The sequence below is a fragment of the Bradyrhizobium sp. USDA 3650 genome, assembly GCF_054057395.1.
This window is the reverse complement of the sequence record NZ_JBSRZG010000001.1, coordinates 7190242-7208621: the sequence shown is the minus strand read 5'-3', so window position 1 is coordinate 7208621 and position 18380 is coordinate 7190242. Positions and strand designations below refer to the sequence as shown.

The 18380-nt window shown below is 63.4% G+C and carries 16 protein-coding genes; 6 read left to right on the top strand and 10 right to left on the bottom strand.

Features of this window, described 5'->3' with window-relative positions; all coding sequences use genetic code 11:
* Positions 1-9: 9 nt before the first annotated feature.
* A complete protein-coding gene (locus tag ACVIN2_RS33930) occupies positions 10-465 on the top strand; it encodes a cupin domain-containing protein (RefSeq protein ID WP_007601580.1) in 456 nt (151 codons plus the stop codon).
* Between the two features lie 9 nt (positions 466-474).
* Here ACVIN2_RS33930 and ACVIN2_RS33925 read toward each other — a convergent pair whose 3' ends face one another.
* From ACVIN2_RS33925 to ACVIN2_RS33910, 4 genes are all read right to left on the bottom strand, one after another.
* The gene (locus ACVIN2_RS33925; RefSeq protein WP_456768940.1) at positions 475-1725 is read right to left on the bottom strand and encodes a flavin-dependent oxidoreductase; all 1251 of its coding nucleotides are present in this window, start codon (positions 1723-1725) and stop codon (positions 475-477) included.
* A gap of 55 nt (positions 1726-1780) precedes the next feature.
* Positions 1781-4132, bottom strand: a complete 2352-nt coding sequence (locus ACVIN2_RS33920) for a bifunctional salicylyl-CoA 5-hydroxylase/oxidoreductase (protein ID WP_456768939.1) — start codon at positions 4130-4132, stop codon at positions 1781-1783.
* Between the two features lie 95 nt (positions 4133-4227).
* Entirely contained in the window at positions 4228-5064 is an 837-nt protein-coding gene (locus ACVIN2_RS33915) for an enoyl-CoA hydratase family protein (protein WP_247411750.1), read from the bottom strand.
* A 43-nt stretch (positions 5065-5107) separates the two neighbouring features.
* Positions 5108-5869, bottom strand: a complete 762-nt coding sequence (locus tag ACVIN2_RS33910) for an SDR family NAD(P)-dependent oxidoreductase (RefSeq protein WP_456768938.1) — start codon at positions 5867-5869, stop codon at positions 5108-5110.
* A gap of 215 nt (positions 5870-6084) precedes the next feature.
* Between ACVIN2_RS33910 and ACVIN2_RS33905 the strand changes: the two genes are divergently transcribed.
* The 5 genes from ACVIN2_RS33905 to ACVIN2_RS33885 are packed head-to-tail and all read left to right on the top strand — an operon-like array spanning position 6085 to position 11791.
* Positions 6085-6882 carry an alpha/beta fold hydrolase gene (locus ACVIN2_RS33905; RefSeq protein WP_456768937.1) on the top strand — a complete coding sequence of 266 codons (798 nt, stop codon included), beginning with the start codon at positions 6085-6087 and terminating at the stop codon, positions 6880-6882.
* A 12-nt stretch (positions 6883-6894) separates the two neighbouring features.
* Positions 6895-8184 (top strand): acyl-CoA dehydrogenase family protein, encoded by a 1290-nt coding sequence (locus tag ACVIN2_RS33900; protein ID WP_456768936.1) that lies wholly within the window; start codon positions 6895-6897, stop codon positions 8182-8184.
* A gap of 2 nt (positions 8185-8186) precedes the next feature.
* Positions 8187-9710, top strand: a complete 1524-nt coding sequence (locus ACVIN2_RS33895) for a class I adenylate-forming enzyme family protein (protein ID WP_456768935.1) — start codon at positions 8187-8189, stop codon at positions 9708-9710.
* A complete protein-coding gene (locus ACVIN2_RS33890; RefSeq protein WP_456768934.1) occupies positions 9707-10795 on the top strand; it encodes an NAD/NADP octopine/nopaline dehydrogenase family protein in 1089 nt (362 codons plus the stop codon). Before ACVIN2_RS33895 ends, ACVIN2_RS33890 begins: the two co-directional genes overlap by 4 nt.
* A 3-nt stretch (positions 10796-10798) precedes the next feature.
* Positions 10799-11791 carry a 3-hydroxybutyryl-CoA dehydrogenase gene (locus ACVIN2_RS33885; RefSeq protein WP_456768933.1) on the top strand — a complete coding sequence of 331 codons (993 nt, stop codon included), beginning with the start codon at positions 10799-10801 and terminating at the stop codon, positions 11789-11791.
* On the opposite strand, the gene ACVIN2_RS33880 is transcribed toward ACVIN2_RS33885, so the two are convergent.
* The 6 genes from ACVIN2_RS33880 to ACVIN2_RS33855 form a co-directional block, all read right to left on the bottom strand.
* Positions 11788-12834 carry a peptidase M29 gene (locus ACVIN2_RS33880; RefSeq protein WP_456768932.1) on the bottom strand — a complete coding sequence of 349 codons (1047 nt, stop codon included), beginning with the start codon at positions 12832-12834 and terminating at the stop codon, positions 11788-11790. The two genes, ACVIN2_RS33885 and ACVIN2_RS33880, sit on opposite strands and share 4 nt — an antisense overlap.
* Positions 12835-12870: 36 nt before the next feature.
* Entirely contained in the window at positions 12871-13638 is a 768-nt protein-coding gene (locus tag ACVIN2_RS33875; protein ID WP_027519277.1) for an ABC transporter permease, read from the bottom strand.
* A complete protein-coding gene (locus ACVIN2_RS33870; RefSeq protein ID WP_456768931.1) occupies positions 13635-14420 on the bottom strand; it encodes an ABC transporter permease in 786 nt (261 codons plus the stop codon). Before ACVIN2_RS33870 ends, ACVIN2_RS33875 begins: the two co-directional genes overlap by 4 nt.
* On the bottom strand, positions 14417-15262 hold the full coding sequence (locus tag ACVIN2_RS33865; RefSeq protein ID WP_456768930.1) for an ABC transporter ATP-binding protein: 846 nt from the start codon (positions 15260-15262) through the stop codon (positions 14417-14419). The genes ACVIN2_RS33870 and ACVIN2_RS33865 overlap by 4 nt, the downstream gene beginning before the upstream one ends.
* 121 nt (positions 15263-15383) lie before the next feature.
* Positions 15384-17078: a dihydroxy-acid dehydratase gene (gene ilvD, locus ACVIN2_RS33860; RefSeq protein ID WP_456768929.1), complete on the bottom strand. Its 1695-nt coding sequence runs from the start codon at positions 17076-17078 to the stop codon at positions 15384-15386.
* Positions 17079-17156: 78 nt separating this feature from the next.
* Positions 17157-18140 carry an ABC transporter substrate-binding protein gene (locus tag ACVIN2_RS33855; RefSeq protein WP_456768928.1) on the bottom strand — a complete coding sequence of 328 codons (984 nt, stop codon included), beginning with the start codon at positions 18138-18140 and terminating at the stop codon, positions 17157-17159.
* Positions 18141-18380 lie beyond the last annotated feature (240 nt).

Below are 18380 nucleotides of genomic sequence, written 5' to 3'. Positions count from 1 at the left end.
AGGATCACAATGAAGAGCGAAATCACCGGCATCACGCGCGCCAATGAGGGGATCCAGGGCATCTCCTGGAACATCCTCGGCCAGACCTATGTGCCGAAGAGCAACACGGAGCACAGCTTCTCCTGGCATGCGACGCTGCCGCCGGGCACGTTCGTACCGCCGCACATTCATCCCGACCAGGATGAATATCTCTACATGCTGGAGGGCAAGCTCGATTTCATGCTCGGCAATTCCGAGTCGCAGGCGACCGCGGGCGACCTGATCCGGCTCGGCATGGGCGTGCCGCACGGCATCTTCAACAAATCGGAGCAGACCGCGAAGGTGCTGTTCTGGGTGTCACCGACCCGCAAGCTGTTCGACCTGTTCTGGGGCCTTCACAACATGAAAGAACAGAAGCCCGAAGACGTGGTGGCGATGGCCGCCGAGTTCAACATCCACTTCCTGCCGCCGCCTCCCGGCGGCTAGCAGCGCAATTCACGCCCTCACCGCCGCAAGTCCCGGCACTGCGGCGAAGCCGGCCTTGGTGGCATAGCCGCGCACGATCGCCTCGCGCTGGGAATAGCTCAGCACGTTGTCGACATTGTCGAAACCATCAGGCGCGAGCTGCTCGACGGCGTCGATGACGCCCTCGGGGCCGCCGCGCCGGTTGGAGCGAACGATGTCCGCGGTCATGGGCAGCCGCTTCTTCTCGTATTCAAGCAACGCCTGGCGCGGATGCTCGGCGCGCACCAGCGCGTCGGCGAGGCAGCGCGCATCGAGGATGGCCTGCGAAGCGCCGTTGGAGCCAACCGGATACATCGGATGCGCGGCATCGCCGAGCAGCGTAACTCTGCCCGACGACCAATAGGGCAACGGATCGCGGTCGCAGGTCGGATATTCGTAGAACTCGGGCGTGGCCGAGATCAGGCTCTTCACGTCGACGTAAGGCACCGAGAAGCGCGCCACATGCGGCATCAGCTCCTCGCGACGGCCCGGCCGCGACCAGTCTTCCTTCCGCGGCGGCGGGGCATTGCCCTCGCCGACCTTCACCAGCACCGCCCAGTTGGTGAGACGGCTCGCCGGGCTCGATCCCTCCGCGATCGGATAGATCACCACCTTGGCGTTGAGCCCGCCGGCCACAATCATCGACTTGCCGGTGAGGAATAGCGGCCAATCCCGCGCACCGCGCCACAGCATCAGGCCGTTCCAGCACGGCGGCCCCTCGCTCGGGAACAGCGTGTCACGGACCCGCGAATGGATGCCGTCGGCACCAATCAGAATGTCGCCGCGCGCGGTATGGATGTGCACGCCAGCGCGATCGAAGAAGTAAGCGGTGACGCCGCCCTCGTCCTGCGTGAAGGCGCCGAGGCGGCAGCCGGTATGGATGGCCTCCGGCCCGAGCCGCTCCTCGACGGCCCGATGGATGACGCCTTGAAGGCGACCGCGATGGATCGAGAATTGCGGCACATCGTGGCCGGCGTCGATGCCGCGGGCCTCGCGCCAGACTTCCTGGCCGTGACGGTTGAGGTAATAGAGCTGGTCGGTGCGGATCGCGACATCGTCAAGCTGTTGGAGCAGACCGAGGCCTGCCAATTCGCGCATGGCATGGGGCAGCGTGTTGATGCCGACGCCAAGCTCGCGGATGGTGTCGGACTGCTCGAAAATCTCGCAAGCGAGGCCCCGCGAACGCAGCATCAATGCGGTGGTGAGACCACCGATACCGCCACCGACGATAATCGCCTTCATCGCCCTCACTCCACTCGGTACACACCAGGCAATGCGGCCAAAGTCGCACGGGCGGTCACTCCGCCGCAAGCGGCTTTGTCGCCTCCGCCTTGAGCTCGGCCCGGGTCTTGGGCTTAGCCTTAATTCTCAGCTCCTCAAGATCCTGCCGGTCGCGCACGCTGTTGCGGAAAATCTGATCTTTTCCGGGAAGATATTGCGGCGGGCAGAACGCGTCGTCCGCCCCGTACCAGGCCGCCGCCCGCATGGTGAAGGAGGGATCGACCAGATGCGGCCGCCCGAGCGCGACGAGGTCCGCCCGGCCGGCAGCCAGGATGGTGTTGGCCTGGTCCGCCGTCGTGATGTTGCCGACGCACATGGTGGCCACGCGCGCCTCGTTGCGGACCTGGTCGGAGAACGGAGTCTGGAACATGCGGCCATAGATCGGCTGCGCATCGCGCACGGTCTGCCCGGTTGAGACGTCGACGAGGTCGACGCCGGCTTCGGCAAAAGCCCGCGCGATCGCTACCGCATCGTCGCCGCCGATGCCACCCTCGGCCCAGTCGGTCGCGGAAATGCGCACCGACATCGGCTTGTGCGACGGCCACGCGGCCCGCAGCGCCTCGAAAATTTCCAGCGGGAAGCGCAGGCGATTTTCGAGCGAGCCGCCATATTCGTCCGTCCGGGTATTCGTCAGCGGCGAGATGAAGCTCGCGAGCAGATAGCCGTGGGCGCAGTGCAGTTCGAGCATGTCGAAGCCACAGCGCTCGCCGCGCTCGGCCGCCGCCACGAAAGCGTCCCTCACTGCGTTCATGCCAGCGCGATCGAGCTCGCGCGGAACCTGGCTGTCGGGGAAATAGGGCAGCGGCGACGCCGAACACACCTCCCAGCCGCCCTCCTCGAGCGGACGGTCCATGCCGTCCCACATCAGCTTGGTCGCACCCTTGCGCCCGGCGTGCCCCAGTTGCAGGCAGATTTTTGCGGCTGAATTGGCATGGACGAAATCAACGATGCGTTGCCAGGACGCCTCCTGCTCGTCGTTCCACAATCCTGTGCAGCCCGGCGTGATGCGGGCGTCGCGAGCAACGCAGGTCATCTCCGTGAAGATCAGGCCGGCGCCGCCAATCGCGCGCGATCCATAATGCACCAGATGGAAATCGGTCGGCACGCCCTCCTTCGCCGAATACATGCACATCGGCGACACCACGGCGCGATTGGCGATCTCCATCTCGCGCAACCGGAAGGGCTGGAACAGCGGCACCATCGGCGTCTCGGTGTCGACGTCGAAGCCGCTGTCACGAACACGCTTGGCAAACGATCTTTCGACCTCCGCCACAAAGTCGGGGGCGCGAAGCTTCAGATTGTCATAGGTGATCGCCTTCGAGCGCGTCATCACACCGAAGGCGAACTGCACGGGATCGAAATTCCAGAAGCGGTCGACGTGCTCGAACCAGACCAGCGAGACGTCGGCGGCGTGCTGCGTCTTCTCGACCTCTTCGCGACGGCCGTGCTCATAGACGTCCAACGCCGCCTTGATGCTGGGCGCCTTCTCCATCGCCTCGGCCAGCGCAATCGCATCTTCCATCGCGAGCTTGGTGCCCGAGCCGATCGAGAAATGCGCGCTCGCCTTGGCGTCCCCGAGCAGAACCATGTTGTCCTTGACCCAGCGCTTGCTGCGGATCATCGGGAAATTGCGCCACGTCGAACGATTGGTGAGCAGTTGATGCCCATCGAGGAACCAGCCGAAGATCTCGGCCATTCGCGTAGCCGACTGGGTCTCGTTCAGCCCTGTCAGCCCGGCGCGTTCGAACGTGTCGGGATCGGTCTCGAAAATCCAGGTCGAGTGGCCGGCTTCATATTGATACGCATGGGCGATGAACGGCCCCCACTCCGTCTCCTGGAAGATGAAGGTGAAGGCATCCAGCGGCCTGGTCGAGCCCATCCAGGCGAACTTGTTGGCACGGAGATCGACTTCCGGCGCGAAATGATCGACGTATTTGTCGCGAAAACGGCTGTTGATGCCGTCCGCGACCAGGATCAGATCGGCGTCGGCGAAGCGGGATTCGTCCTCGACGTCCGCTTCGAAATTCAGGACGACCCCCAGTTCGCGCGCGCGCGCCTGGAGGATCAGGAGCAGCTTCTGCCGCGAGCAGCCACAAAAGCCGTTGCCGCCGACCCGATGGACCGTTCCGCGGAAGTGCACGGCGATGTCATCCCAGTAGGCGAATTCCTGGGTGATGCGGCGATAGCTCGGAAGATCGTGCTTCTCGAAATTATCGAGGGTGGCGTCCGAGAACACCACGCCGAAGCCGAAGGTGTCGTCGGCGCGATTGCGCTCGTACACCGCGATCTCAGCGCTCGGCCGCTGCTTCTTCAGCAGGATTGCAGCGTAGAGACCCGCAGGTCCGCCACCGATGATCGCGACTTTCATGGGAGCCTCGCCAATTCAACCCGGCGAAACTATTTTAAGCCTAAAATAATCTCGCGCAAGTCCCCATTGCGGCAGGCTGCCGGCAAAGCCCCCGTTTAATCGCCCCTGAAGACCGGCTTGACCTTGTTGGCAAAGGCCTCGAAGGCCCGTTCGAAATCGGCCGTTGTCATGCACAGCGCCTGAGCAACGGCTTCCGCCTCGATCGCCTCCTCCACCGACATCGCCCATTCCATGGCCAGCATCCGTTTGGTCATGGTGTTGGCGAAGGTCGGTCCCTCAGCAATCTGCTTGGCCAGTAGCTGCGCCTGGGGCAACACCTGCTCCGGGGTGACGAGGCGGCTGAAGAAGCCCCAGCGCTCGCCCTCCTCCGCGGTCATGAACCGGCCAGTGTAGAGCAACTCGGAAGCGCGGGACTGTCCGATGATCCGCGGCAGGATCGCGCAGGCGCCCATGTCACAACCGGCAAGGCCCACCTTGTTGAAGAGGAATGCGACCTTGGCCCCGCTCGCCGCAAGCCGCATGTCCGACGCCATGGCAATGATCGCGCCCGCCCCGGCGCAGATGCCTTCAACCGCGGCAACGATCGGCTGCGGGCAGGCCCGCATCGCCTTGACGAGGTCGCCGGTCATCCGCGTAAACGCCGTCAGCCCCTTGGTGTCCATCTTCACGAGCGGACCGATGATCTCGAACACATCGCCGCCGGACGAGAAATTGGCACCAGCGCCGGTCACGACGATGGACTTGACCGCATCGTCGAACGCGCAGGCGCGAAAGAAATCGGTGAGTTCGCGATAGCTCTCGAAGGTCAGCGGATTCTTCCGTTCCGGACGATTGAGCGTCACGGTTGCAACACCATCGACGACGGCCAGCAGGAAGTGCTGCGGCGAATAGTCCGCAAGCGGTAAGGTCACCGGATTGGCTGGTCTGCTCATGCGATCTCCTTGGCTTCCTTGTACCGCGCCTATGCCAGGCGCGCTAAATCTCACCACCGGCAACAGCGATCGCCTGCCCGGTGATTGCGCCGGCGCCCTCGCCGCACAGCCAGAGCACGGTATCCGCGACCTCTCGAGGAGAGATCAATCGTCCCTGTGGATTATGCTTTGCGAGCTCGGCAATGGCCTGCTCGCGGCTACGCCCCGTCTTTTTCATGATGTTCTCGATGCTGCCGGCGACCAGATCGGTGTCGGTGAAACCGGGACACACTGCGTTGACGGTCACGTTGCTGCCAGCCATCTCGAGTGCAAGGGACCGGACGAGACCGACCACAGCGTGCTTGGCCGCGGTGTAGGCGCTGACATAGGCATATCCCTTGAGCCCCGCCGTCGACGCGATCGCGACGATACGGCCATAGGGACGATCCTTCATCCCGGGCAGCACAGCGCTGACAGCATGGACCACGCCCATGAAATTGACATCCATCATGCGCGCAAACAGGGCACTGTCGGATTTGGAGAACGGCGCAGACTCGGCGCTTCCCGCGTTGGCGATCAGGATATCGATCGGCTGCCGCGCACTTGCTTGAGCGATGGCGGCTTTCAATGAGGTTTCGTCCGAGACGTCGGCGACGGCCGCAAAATGCGCGGCGCCTGCGCTGACAGCCTCTTCAAGCGTCGCAGCGTTCCGCCCAAGGACGGTCACCGTGGCACCGGCCTCGACGAGCGCTGCTGCGATGGCGCGACCGATGCCGCGACCGCCACCTGTCACCAGCGCGTGCGGCGAATGCGGTAATCCGGACATGCGCTGGCTTCCTTGCATTCTGCTGATCGCTCTCTCGATATATTTTAACCTTCAAACTTTTGCAAACAAAGCTCGACTCCACCCCGTGAACGGCCGCAACGGAGAAGACGGCCCGAAAATTGCTTTAAGTATAAAATTATCTCTTCCCATCCCTCACAGGCCTGTTAGCATTAAAGGGCCAAGCAAAAGGATGTCGCGTGTCGCAGCCTGCGCCAATGATAACAAAGGACGGCCGCTTCGCCTATGAAGCAGCGGGCGATCCGGGCGGGACACCTCTGATTTTCCTGCATGGCATCGGCGGTGCGGCACGGGCCTGGCGGCAGCAGCTTGCGACATTCGGCGACCGCTTCCACGCGATTGCATGGGACATGCCCGGCTATGGCGGATCGGCGCCGCTCGCCAGCGTCAGCATCGCTGCCCTGGCGGATGCGCTTCAGCGATTCATCGAGCAGCTTGGTGCGAGCAGGCCGATTCTGGTCGGCCATTCCATCGGCGGCATGATCGTCCAGAAATGGCTGGTGCACTCCCCAAAACTGGCGCGCGCGATCGTGCTGGCGCAGACCAGCCCGGCGTTCGGCAAGGCCGACGGCGATTGGCAGAAATCGTTTATCGCCGCACGGCTCGGGCCGCTCGATCGCGGCGAAACGATGAAGTCGCTGGCGCCCTCTCTGGTGAAGGAACTCGTGGGCGACGATCCTGATCCCAGGGGAATGGAGCTTGCACGCGAGTGCATGGCAAGTGTGCCCGAGGCGAGCTATCGCGCCATGATGCTGGCGTTGATCGGCTTCGACCAACGCAGCACCCTCAAGAATATTTCCATCCCGACGCTGCTGCTGTCCGGCTCCAAGGACAACAACGCGCCAGCACCGATGATGGCGAAGACGGCGACCTACATTCCCTCCGCGGAATATGTCGAACTCGACGCTGTCGGCCATCTCGCCAACCTCGAGCGTCCCGACGCCTTCGACGCGGCCCTCGGCCGGTTCCTGAATTCCGTTGCGACCAAAACGTAGGATGACTCCGCAATGACCATGCAAGTCAGCAAGACCATCGGCGCGACCGACAAGGTTGCGCTGGATGCGCCGATCTTCGATCCCGTTGCATTCCGACTGAGTGACGAGCAGGCCGGTATCATCGCGCGGGCGCGCGAGATCGGCCAGAGCGTGTTCGCCGGCCGCGCCGCGACTTACGATCGCGAGGCGATCTTCCCGTCGGAGAACTATCGCGATCTGCATCGCGTCGGCCTGCTCGGTATTGCCGTCCCCAAGAAGCATGGCGGGCTCGGCGCGAACTACCAGACCTACGCACTGGCGGCAGCCGAAATCGGCCGCTATTGCGGCGCGACTGCGCTCACCTGGAACATGCATGTCTGCTCGACGCTGTGGTCCGGTCCGCTCGCGGACGATCTCGACATGGATGCTGAAACCCGCGCCGAGCACGAGCAGCGGCGTGCAGTCCACTACAAGCGCATCGTCGAGGATGGCGCGATCTATTCGCAGCCCTTCTCGGAGGGCGGTGCGGCAGCGGCAGGCGGCGTCGCTTTCGGCACGGAAGCAAGGCCGGTCGAGGGTGGCTGGATCGTCAACGGCAAGAAGATCTTTGCATCACTCTCCGGCCATGCCGACTATTACGGCGTTCTCTGCACGGAGATCGAGGAAGGCGAGAAGGCTTCGCGCCGCAATACGCTTTACCTCGCCATCCCCTCAAAATCGGAGGGCGTCTCGGTCGTCGGCGACTGGGATCCGCTCGGCATGCGCGGAACAGTCTCGCGCACGCTGCTGTTCAAGGACGTGTTCGTGCCGGCAGATTCGGCGCTGATGCCGCGCGGCGTCTATTTCCAGGCCGCGATGCGCTGGCCGCACATGTTCCTGACGCTGTCGCCGACCTATATGGGCCTTGCGCAAGCCGCCTATGACTTCACGGTGCGGTATCTGCGCGGCGAAGTACCGGGCATGCCGCCGGTCAAGCGCAGGATGTATCCGACCAAGCAGATTGCGGTCGCGCAGATGCAGATCAAGCTCGAGCAGATCAAGGCGATCTGGTTCCAGGCAGTCACCGAAGCGCGCGCCAACCCGAGCAAGGAGCAGGTGCTGCGCGCCTATGCCGCGCAATATTCGGTGATGGAGGGCGCCAATGAGCTCGCCGCGCTCGCGATCCGCACCTGCGGCGGACAGGCCATGCTGCGCTCGTTGCCGCTGGAGCGGATCTATCGCGACAGCCGCTGCGGCTCGCTGATGCTGCCCTGGACAGCCGAGCTCTGCCTCGACCGGATCGGGCGCGAAGCGCTGTACGAGGCCGGCGAAACGGACGACTGACGGTGGACCTCTGCAGTCTGATCGATCGCAACGCGGCGTTCGCGCCAGACAAGACAGCTATCGCCTTCGAGGGCGAACAGTTGAGCTACGCGGCATTCGCTGCGCGCATCGAGCGGACGGCGGCGACGTTGAAGCAGGAGCTCGGCGTCGTCAGGGGCGACCGCGTTGCGATCCTCAGCCTGAACCGGCCGGACTATCTGGTTCTGCTCTATGCCTGCGCGCGGCTCGGCGCGATGCTGGTGCCCCTGAACTGGCGGCTCGCTGTCGCCGAGCAGCTTTTCATCCTCAACGATGCCGGCGCCAAGGTTCTGGTGCTCGAGCAAGCATTTGAGGGGGTACTTGCCGAGCTTGAGGGAACCGCAATCGTCGGGCTCGATTTCGAGCCGCCCCGCGGCACGACGTTCGAAAACCTGTTGGCTCGGAGCCGGGGCACCGGCCGCAACCCGCACACCGATCTCTCCTGCCCGCTCCTCATTGTCTACACATCGGGAACGACCGGACGGCCCAAAGGCGCGGTGTTGCGCCAGGAGGCGCTGTTCTGGAACGGCGTCATGAGCCAGCACATGCACAACATGACGTCCGATGACCATGTGCTGACGCTGCTACCGTTCTTCCACGTCGGTGGCCTCAACATCCAGACCACCGCGGCGCTCCAGCTGGGCGCGACGGTCACGGTTCACGCACGCTTCACGCCGGACACCGCGCTTGCAGCCATCGAACGGGAACGGCCGACCTTGACCGTGATGGTGCCGGCGATCATCCAGGCGGTGAGCGAGCATCCCGCCTGGGCCACGACCGACCTCTCGTCACTCAAAGCCGTCGCGACCGGATCGACCATCGTGCCGCCGCATCTGATCGACCGCTTCGTAGCGCGCGGCGTACCCGTGCTTCAGGTCTACGGCTCGACGGAAACTTGTCCCATCGCAGTCTACACCCGGCTTGGTGGCGACCTTTCGCGCGCGGGATCGACCGGACTTGCCGGACTGTGCTGCGAAGCGAAAGTGATCGATCACGCCGGCAACGAGGTGCCGGCGGGCGCACCGGGGGAGATCGCGGTGCGCGGCCCCAACGTGTTCTTCGAATATTGGGGCAATGCGGACGCCACGCGCGATGCGCTGCACGACGGCTGGTATCGTACCGGCGATATCGGCCTGTGCGACGCGGACGGCTATTTCTGGGTGCGCGACCGCAAGAAGAACATGATCATTTCCGGCGGCGAGAACATCTATCCGGCGGAGGTCGAACGCGTCCTGCTCGAACATCCCGATGTCAGCGAATGCGCCGTGATCGGCCGGCCCGATCCGCGCTGGGACGAGGTGCCCGTCGCCTACGTCATCCCGCGATCCGGCGGTCGGCTGGAAGCAGACGCGTTGAAAGCGCATCTCCAGGCCCAACTCGCCCGCTACAAGGTTCCGCGCGACATCGTTTTCGTCACCGACCTGCCGCGCACAGCGCTGGGCAAGGTCCAGCATTTCCTGCTGAAGCAGCTTGATGCGCAATCGCGCACGCAAGGAGAAGCATCTTGAAGATTGCGGTTCTGGGTGGGGGAAACGGCTCTTTCGCGGCCGCGGGCGATTTTGCGCTGTCGGGACATGAGGTCCGGCTCTGGCGCCGCGACGCGGATCAGGTCGCAGCCCATCGCACCGCCGGGTCGCGCATCCTGGTGAAGGATCATAACGGCCGTCACGACGTGAAATTGGCGCTGGTGACGACCGGCATCGCCGAGGCCGTCAACGGCGCAGAGCTGATCCTGTGCCCCGCCCCGGCCTTCGCACAGCCTGATATTGCGCGCCTGCTCGCTCCACATCTGCGGGATGGACAGGTCGTGTTTCTGCCGCCGGCTACGTTCGGCTCGATGATCTTCACCCAGGCTGCGCGGGATGCCGGCAACCGCGCCAAGGCGTGCTTTGCCGAAACCGGGACCTTGCCCTGGCTGACCCGCAAGCACGGGCCGTTCGAGGTCGCGATCACGATCCGCGCCAAGCGACTGCCCGTCGGCGTTTTCCCGCTCGATCAGGCGCCGCGCGCACTTGAGGTGATCGGACAGGCTTTCCCCGGCGCGGTCGAGCCGTGCGGAGATGCTCTTTCGGGTGCGCTGATGAATGCAGGCCCGATTATCCATCCGCCGCTGATCGTGATGAATGCAGGTCCGATCGAGCATTTCGAAAAGTGGGACATCCACAAGGAAGGAACGCAAGCCGCGATTCGCCGTGTCACCGACGCGCTCGACGCCGAACGGATTGCCGTGCGTGAGGCGCTCGGATATGGCGCACCGCATTTTCCGCTCGCCCATCACTATGCCAAGGAAGGCGAGGTGTGGATGTACGGCCGCGGCTCGCACGACCGGCTGACCGATTCCGGCGACTGGCGCGAGCGGATCGTGCTGACCGAGCACCGCTACATGAGTGAAGATTTGCGGCTTGGGCTATCGCTGCTGGTCTCTGTCGCCGGGCTGGCGGGCGTTGCTACGCCGCTGGCCAAAGGATTTCTGGCCATCGGTGGCGCAATCTGCGGTGAGGATTTTACGCAAGGCGGCCGAACCCTCGAGACGCTGGGCCTCGGCAATCTCGACAAGGCCGCTTTGCAGACGCTTCTTCGCAAGGGATTTTGACCGATGACCAGCCGAGCCACAATCGCCTGTCTCGGGGCCGGCCGAATGGGCCGCGGCATCGCCGTCGCGTTCGCCTACGCGGGGCATATGGTCACGATGATCGACATCAAGGCCCGTTCAGTGGAGGATTTCGCGAGGCTGGAGGCAGATGCGCTCGGCGAAGTCAGGAAGACCTTTGCCAGCCTGGCGAAGCTGGGGCTACTGACCGAGGCGGATGTCGACCCGCTGATTGCGCGGGTCTCGATGGTGCCGGCCAGCCAGAGCGATGCGGCACTGTCCGACGCGGGAATAGTCTTCGAGGGGGTCCCCGAGATCGTCGAGCTCAAGAGGGACGTGCTGGGGGCGGCCTCGAAACAAGTCGGACCCGATACGATCATCGCATCGACGACATCGACCATTCTCGTCGACGATCTCTCGGGCGCGATCGTGAACCCTCGCCGTTTCCTCAATGTGCACTGGCTCAATCCGGCCTATCTGATCCCGCTGGTGGAGGTTTCGCCCGGCAAGGCCACCGATCCAGGCATCATCGCGGAGGTCAAGGCGCTACTCGAAGGCATCGGCAAGGTCCCGGTGGTCTGCGCGGCGACGCCCGGCTTCATCGTTCCGCGCATCCAGGCGTTGGCGATGAACGAGGCCGCGCGCATGGTCGAGGAAGGCGTCGCTAGCGCAGAAGACATCGATAAGGCGATCCGCTACGGCTTCGGCTTCCGCTATGCCGTGCTTGGGCTGCTCGAATTCATCGACTGGGGTGGCGGCGACATTTTGTACTACGCCAGCCGCTATCTCGAAGGCGCACTCGGCAGCGACCGCTATCGTGCACCGGAGGTCATTTCGCGGAACATGCACGAGGGCCGGATCGGCCTGCGAACGGGCGCAGGCTTTCTCGACTATTCAGGTATGGACATCGAGGCCTATCGGGCAAAACGGCTTCAGGCCATGGTCGACCTGCTTCGGCACTTTGACCTGGCGCGGCCACCAGTGCTCGATCGCGGTTAGCCGAAGACGTCCTGCAGCACGCCTTCGCGCACCACCGCAATGCCGTCGAGCTCGATCGTCGTCCCCATCATCGGCAGATCGAAATGGCCCGCCGTGTAACGGCCGGCGAATTCGTTGGCACCGGTCGAGAACAGGAAGTTGCCGGAGACGGCACGAATTTCCGTGCCGTTGGTGTCGCGCTGGTCATACATCGACAGCGCCTCGTAGCGCGCGCCCGGATTCATGCCGAAACCGACATGCGATACCGCATAGGCTTCCCGATCGCCCCAGGCGGCAAGATAGGCACGCATCATTGCGGCATCCGTGCCCTCGCCCTCCAGCTCGACGACATAATCGTCCTTCAGTGTCATCTTCACCGGCGAAGTCAGGTAACGCTTGAAGGTCAGGTTGATGTCGCCGGGCGCCATCACCAGCGTGCCGTTGATCGTTCCGCTCTTGGGGAAGCTGACGACGATGCCCCCGGGCCAATGCGCCAGCGTACCGGGCTTGTCCGTCCAGCCCCACACGCCGACCGTGGACGCGCCGACCATATCGACGTCGAGCGCCGTGCCGGCTTTTGACGTCACCCGCATCCGCTTGGTCCCGCGCAGCATCTTTGCCGCCGCGCGAACGCGCTTCTCGAGCGCGGAATCCGGCACCATCCGCTCCAGCGCCTCAGGATGCTCGTTGGAGATCACCAGGATGCGCGCGCCGGCTTTGAGGATCTCGGGTGTCTCCACCGCATGCATCAGGCCCTCTATGGTGCAATCCACCACAAAGCCGGCTTGTTGAAGCGCGGTGATGACCGGGCCGAGCCGCTGGATCGCCTCGCTCGCCCCTGTCGAGCGAACCGGAACGATATTCCGGTTACGCGGGGTCGGCATGACCACGTGAAACGGTCGCGCGCCCATCCGCAGCAGCGCGAGCTCCGCCAGATGAACGTTCAACGCACGTGACTGGGTTTCCGAGAGAATCGCCGCGGTATCGCCGGCCTTGACGGCGCATCGCTCAAAAATTTCGCAAAATGCGTCGATCCATTTTGCCTCGATGCGATCAGCCAGCATGGTCTACTCCCGTCTTTCTGTTTCTTCTTCGTCAGTTCATGCTTCGGGGAAACCCCGCAGCAGATACGCGCGCACTGCCCCCAGTAGACCATTGAGGATCAGGCCCAGCAGCGAGATCGTGATCAGCGGCACGAACATGTCGACGGCCTGAAAGGTCCGGGCCGCCGTGACGAGCACATGTCCGAGCCCGTCGCTCGACGTGATCATCTCCGCCAGAAACACCACGATGCAGGAAATGACAAGGCCGATCCGGCAACCGGTCAGGATCGACGGCATCGCGGCCGGCAGCACCACCTTGAACAGGATCTCATAGCGCGGCGTTCCCGCCGCCATGGCCGACCAGATCAGCTTCTGCTCCACCGTTGACGCGCCGTAATAGGTAGACAACAGAATGGGAAAGAGTGCATCCGCCGCCACCAGCGTAATCTTCGATCCGTGACCGAAGCCGAGCAGCAGCAGCAATGCTGGATAGAGCGCGACCTTGGGCAAGGGTGCAAGCACGCGAACGATCGGCCGAACCACGGCGTTGATAGCCGGATTGGCGGCCGCGGCGATGCCGATGCTGACGCCGAGCACGACCGCAATCGCAAAACCGGCAAACAGCCGGATCAGAGTCGCCGCGATCTCCTGCTGAAACGTCCAGGTCAGGAGTTGCTGAAGCAACCTGCTGAAGACGTATCCCGGCGGCGGCAGCAAGACCGCAGGCGCGAAGCCAAATGATACAAGGCCTTGCCACAGCGCGATCACCAGCACGATCGGCGCAAGCCCAAGGATAATGCTGGTGGAGCGAAGCTGCGGCATCATGAGAAGCTCAGCGGCATGTCGAACTGCGGTTCCGACCAGCGCACCAGTCTTGCGCGGACCCGCTCGAAGATCGCATCGAGGCAAATTCCCATCGCGCCGACGATGATGATCATCGCAAAGACGGTGTCGTATTGGCCCATGTCGAGGGCGTTGAACAAGATGTTGCCGGCGCCGGACTGACGGGCGATCATCTCGCTAGTGATCATCGTGATCAGCGCCAGCACGAGTCCGGTGCGGCAACCGGTTAGAATTTCTGGAAGCGCCGCCGGCAGTACGATCCGGACCAGCCGTTGCGCAGGCGAAAGCCCCATCGCGGCGCCCGACCACAGCATCTTCTCTTCCACCGCCTTGGCGCCCTCGAAGCTGTGATAGATCACGGGCAGGCTGACGCCGAGAAAGATCACCAGCGTCTTCGTGATGTCGCCGACGCCGAGCCACAGCATGATGATCGGCATCAAGGCCGCCTTCGGCACCGGGTAGATCACCATCAAGAGCGGATTGAAGGATGCCGCGACGGCCCGGCTGCGGCCCATCAACAGGCCGAGCGGAATCGAAACCAGCACCGCGACCGCGAACCCGATCGCCATGCGGCGGAGCGAGGCCAGGATGTTGATCAGCGATTCCTTGTTCCCGAGGATGTCCGGGATTGCACGGATCGCCTCGACTGCCGTCGGGAAGCTGTCGTTCTTCAGCGCGAGTGACGCAACCTGCCATGCCGCCAGAAGCCCGATACAGGCAAACACCGGAGCGGCACGCTTGCCCAAGGCCGCCAGCGACGTCACGACCGCGATCCCGTCTCGTCGACCTCGTCGAACATGCGCTCGATATCGACAACGTATTTCTGGTAGCGTGGATCGAGCAGCAGCTCGCTGCGGCGGCGCGGCCGCGGCAGATCGATGTCGATGACCTCGCGGATGCGGCCGGGAGACTTCGACATCATCACGACCTTGTCTGACAGGAAAACCGCTTCGTCTACCGAATGAGTGACGAACAGCACCGTCTTGCGATCACGCTCCCAGATATTCAACAGATCGTTCTGCAGCCGCGTTCGCGTGTGAGCATCGAGCGCGCCGAACGGCTCGTCCATCAACAGAACCTCAGGATGGTAAGCCAGCGTTCGAGCCAGCGCTACGCGCTGCTTCATGCCGCCGGACAGCTCCTTGGGATAGAAGTTCTCATAGCCCTTGAGCCCGACCATTTCGATCAGGGCCCGGCTCTGTGCTTCCGCCTCGGTGGTGCGCACGCCCTGCTGGCGAGGGCCATACATCACATTGCCCAGCACGGTCTTCCACGGAAACAACGCGAATTCCTGAAATACCGGGCCGCGATCCGGCCCTGGTCCCGTGATCGTCCGTCCCCTGATCTTCGCTGAGCCGCTGGTCGGGCTGACGAAGCCGCCGACGACGTAAAGCAATGTCGACTTGCCGCAGCCGGACGGACCAAGGATGGAGACGAAGGCTCCCTCCTCGATTGCCAGCGAGATGTCCGATAGCGCCACATGGTCCTTGCGCGCCGAGGTCTGAAATACCTGCGAGACGTTCTCGATCTCGATGATTGCAGAAGCCGGTTTTTGCGGCGTCACCGGTCTCACCCATTCGCTCGATCTCGAAGGCACTACCTTCATCCCGTCTCACTTCATTCGCGCGAACCCTGCGCAACAGGCTTGCTAAACATCCTTCGTCAGCGACGCGAGCTTAGCAAGAAACTTGCCAGACCATTGGCTGTTTTCGGGCAAGTGCGCCGCGTCATCCGAACCAGGGCCATTCCGCAGGCCCCTCATGCGTCACGGCCCCGCCCGGTGCCTGGCCAACCAATCGCGCATATTTGGCGAGGGCGCCGGCACGATGACGAGGCGGACGCGGCTTCCAATCGTGTCGGCGAGCAGTGAGTTCTTCCTCGTCGACCAGCATATCCATCTGCCGGTTCGCTGCATCGATCCGGATCCTGTCACCATCGCGTACCAGCGCCAGGGGACCGCCGACGAAGGCCTCGGGAGACACATAGCCGATGCACATTCCGCGCGTGGCGCCGGAGAACCGTCCATCCGTGATCAGGGCCACCTTCTCGCCCATGCCCTGTCCATAGATCAGCGCGGTGACCCCGAGCATCTCGCGCATGCCGGGGCCGCCTACCGGCCCCTCGTTTCGGATCACGAGAACCTCGCCCACCTGATAGGTGCGATCACGAACCGCAGCGACGCAGGCCTCCTCGTCTTCGAAAACGCGCGCCACGCCTTCAAAGAACTGGCTCTTCAGGCCCGCGACCTTGATGACCGCGCCGTCGGGACAGAGGTTTCCCTTCAGCACCGCGACGCCGCCATCTGGCATGATCGGCGCGCGAGCCGCGTAAACGACCTCTCCGTCAGGTGCATTGGCGGCGCCGTATTCTTCGGCAAGCGTACGGCCCGTGACAGACAAACAGCTGCCATCAATATGCCCGCTCTGGATCAGCTCCCGGATCACCACGGCGGCACCGCCGATATCGTAGACGTCCTTCGCTGTATATTTGCCTCCAGGCCGCAGGTTTCCGATCAGCGGGGTCCTGGCAAAAACCTCGCCGACATCATCGATCGTGAATGCGATGCCGGCCTCGTTCGCGATCGCTGGCAGATGCAGCGCAGCATTGGTCGAACCGCCCGTGGCGGCTACGATTGCCGCACCGTTTTCCAGGGATTTCCGCGTCACGATGTCGCGCGGCAAAGGCCCGCCGCGCTCCAGCATTTCCATGACGAGGCGCCCGGCCCGCCTGGATATCTGCGCGCGTTCGGCATAGACACCCGGCACCATCGACACGTTAGGAATGGTGAGGCCCATCGCCTCCGAGACCATCCCCATGGTGTTAGCAGTGAATTGGCCGGCGCACGCGCCGATGGTCGGCAGGCAGGCCCGCTCAATCCGCTCGAGCGTGGCGCCGTCGATCTCTCCGGTCATGAAGCTGCCGACAGCCTCATAGGAGTCGAGCACGGTCAGGGTCCGCCCGTCCACGCGGCCCGGCAGCGCGCTGCCGCCATAGATGAAAATAGCCGGCACGTTACAGCGGACCATGCCCATCATCACGCCGGGAAGCGTCTTGTCGCATCCGCCGTATCCGATCAGCGCATCGTAGGCGAGACCATGGACGACGGCTTCGATCGAGTCGGCAATCAGCTCCCGCGAAAAAAGGGAGAACTTCATCCCTTCGTGATTCATGCTGATACCGTCGGAAACCGACACGGTCGAAAACTCGCGCGGCGTGCCGCCGGCCTCCTCGATTCCGGTCTTGGCCGCTGCGACCTGAAAGTCGTGCGTCATGTTGCAGGGCGTCTGTTCGCCCTTCATGCTGACGACGCCGACCATCGGCTTGGCAATCGCAGCGTCGTCGAGCCCCATGGCGCGCATGAACGCGCGGTGCGGAGCCCGGTCGAGGCCATCCGTCGTGATCCGAGATCGGAGCTTCTTCATACGTGCATCATCTTCATGCAACGTCCCGGATCATCCTGGACGCCGCGACCTTCTCGCTCGGTTCATTCGCCCGATCGCCTATTGCAGCGGAGCGACAATCGTCGAATGCTTGAATTGCGCGACATCCAATTTTGGCAGCATCCCTGTCTCCGCGTAGATGTCCAGCATCTTCTGGATCGCGGGGAAATTCGGTGCAGCGCCCGGATCGCGGCCGAAATCATTGTCCTTGAGCAGATAGGTCTCGAGAACCGGAATAGGTGCCTTCAGGACTTCGTTGACGACCTTCAACGTCTCTTCGCGGTTCGCCAGCGCTTTCTTCATGCCAGAGGTAATGTCACGCACGTAAGCCTTGACCAGTTCCGGGTTCTTGTCGACGAAATCGGCACGGCAGGCTTCCAGGATGTGCACGATGTTCGGCATCGCCTGCGACAGCGAGAACAGTTTGCGCGTGCCGCCCTTTGCCTCCGCGCGCGCGGCAAACGGCTGGTTCATGTTGACCGCATCGACGCGGCCCTGCCGCAACGCATCTTCGGAGACGGCAAAGCCGACCTCGACCAGCTTGATGTCCTTGGCCGGATCAATGCCGTTCTGCTTCAGCAACAGATTGAACGGGCCTTGGGTGCCGCCGCCGATCACGGAGATTCCGACCGTCTTGCCCTTGAGATCGGCGATCGTCTTGATCGGGGAGTCGTCCATGACAGCCCAGTAGACCGAGAAACCGCCGGCCTTCTCGAAGACGTGCTGCGCCACGATGTAGGCCTTGAGGTTGCCGCCAACTACGCCGTTGGCGAGCGACAGCGGCGCCTGCGTCGCGCAATCCAGCGCGCCGGCCGCCAATGCCTGCGTCATCGGAGCGGTGCCCTGAAACTGGGTCCATTCGATGTTGTAGGCCTTGCCGATATTGGGAAACTCAGCCGGGCGGCGCATCATCCAGTACTTGGATTCTTCGGCCGGAATCGTCCAGCCGACACGAATTGTCTGCTGCGCACATGACGGGCCTGCGCTCGCGCTCACGGCCGCTGCCGCCCCCAAAGCCAGGATCCACTTCGAAACGGTTCGCATCGTGCCCACTCCGCTGCCCAGGCGCCGACCGGCGCCATCCAACCCGACCGCAGCAAATGTTTCATGGTTCAAACAATCAAGCAAGCCATGCCGGCCGGGGCGGTTTCGTCGTGAGTTGCGCGATATATGGTAATGCAGCGCCGCGGACCGACAGATGGAGGCAACCTATGGCTGAAGCGAGCAAGACAAACCCCGCAAGGCGCCGAGCGGCTCGGCTATCTAGGCCTTGGACTGATGGGG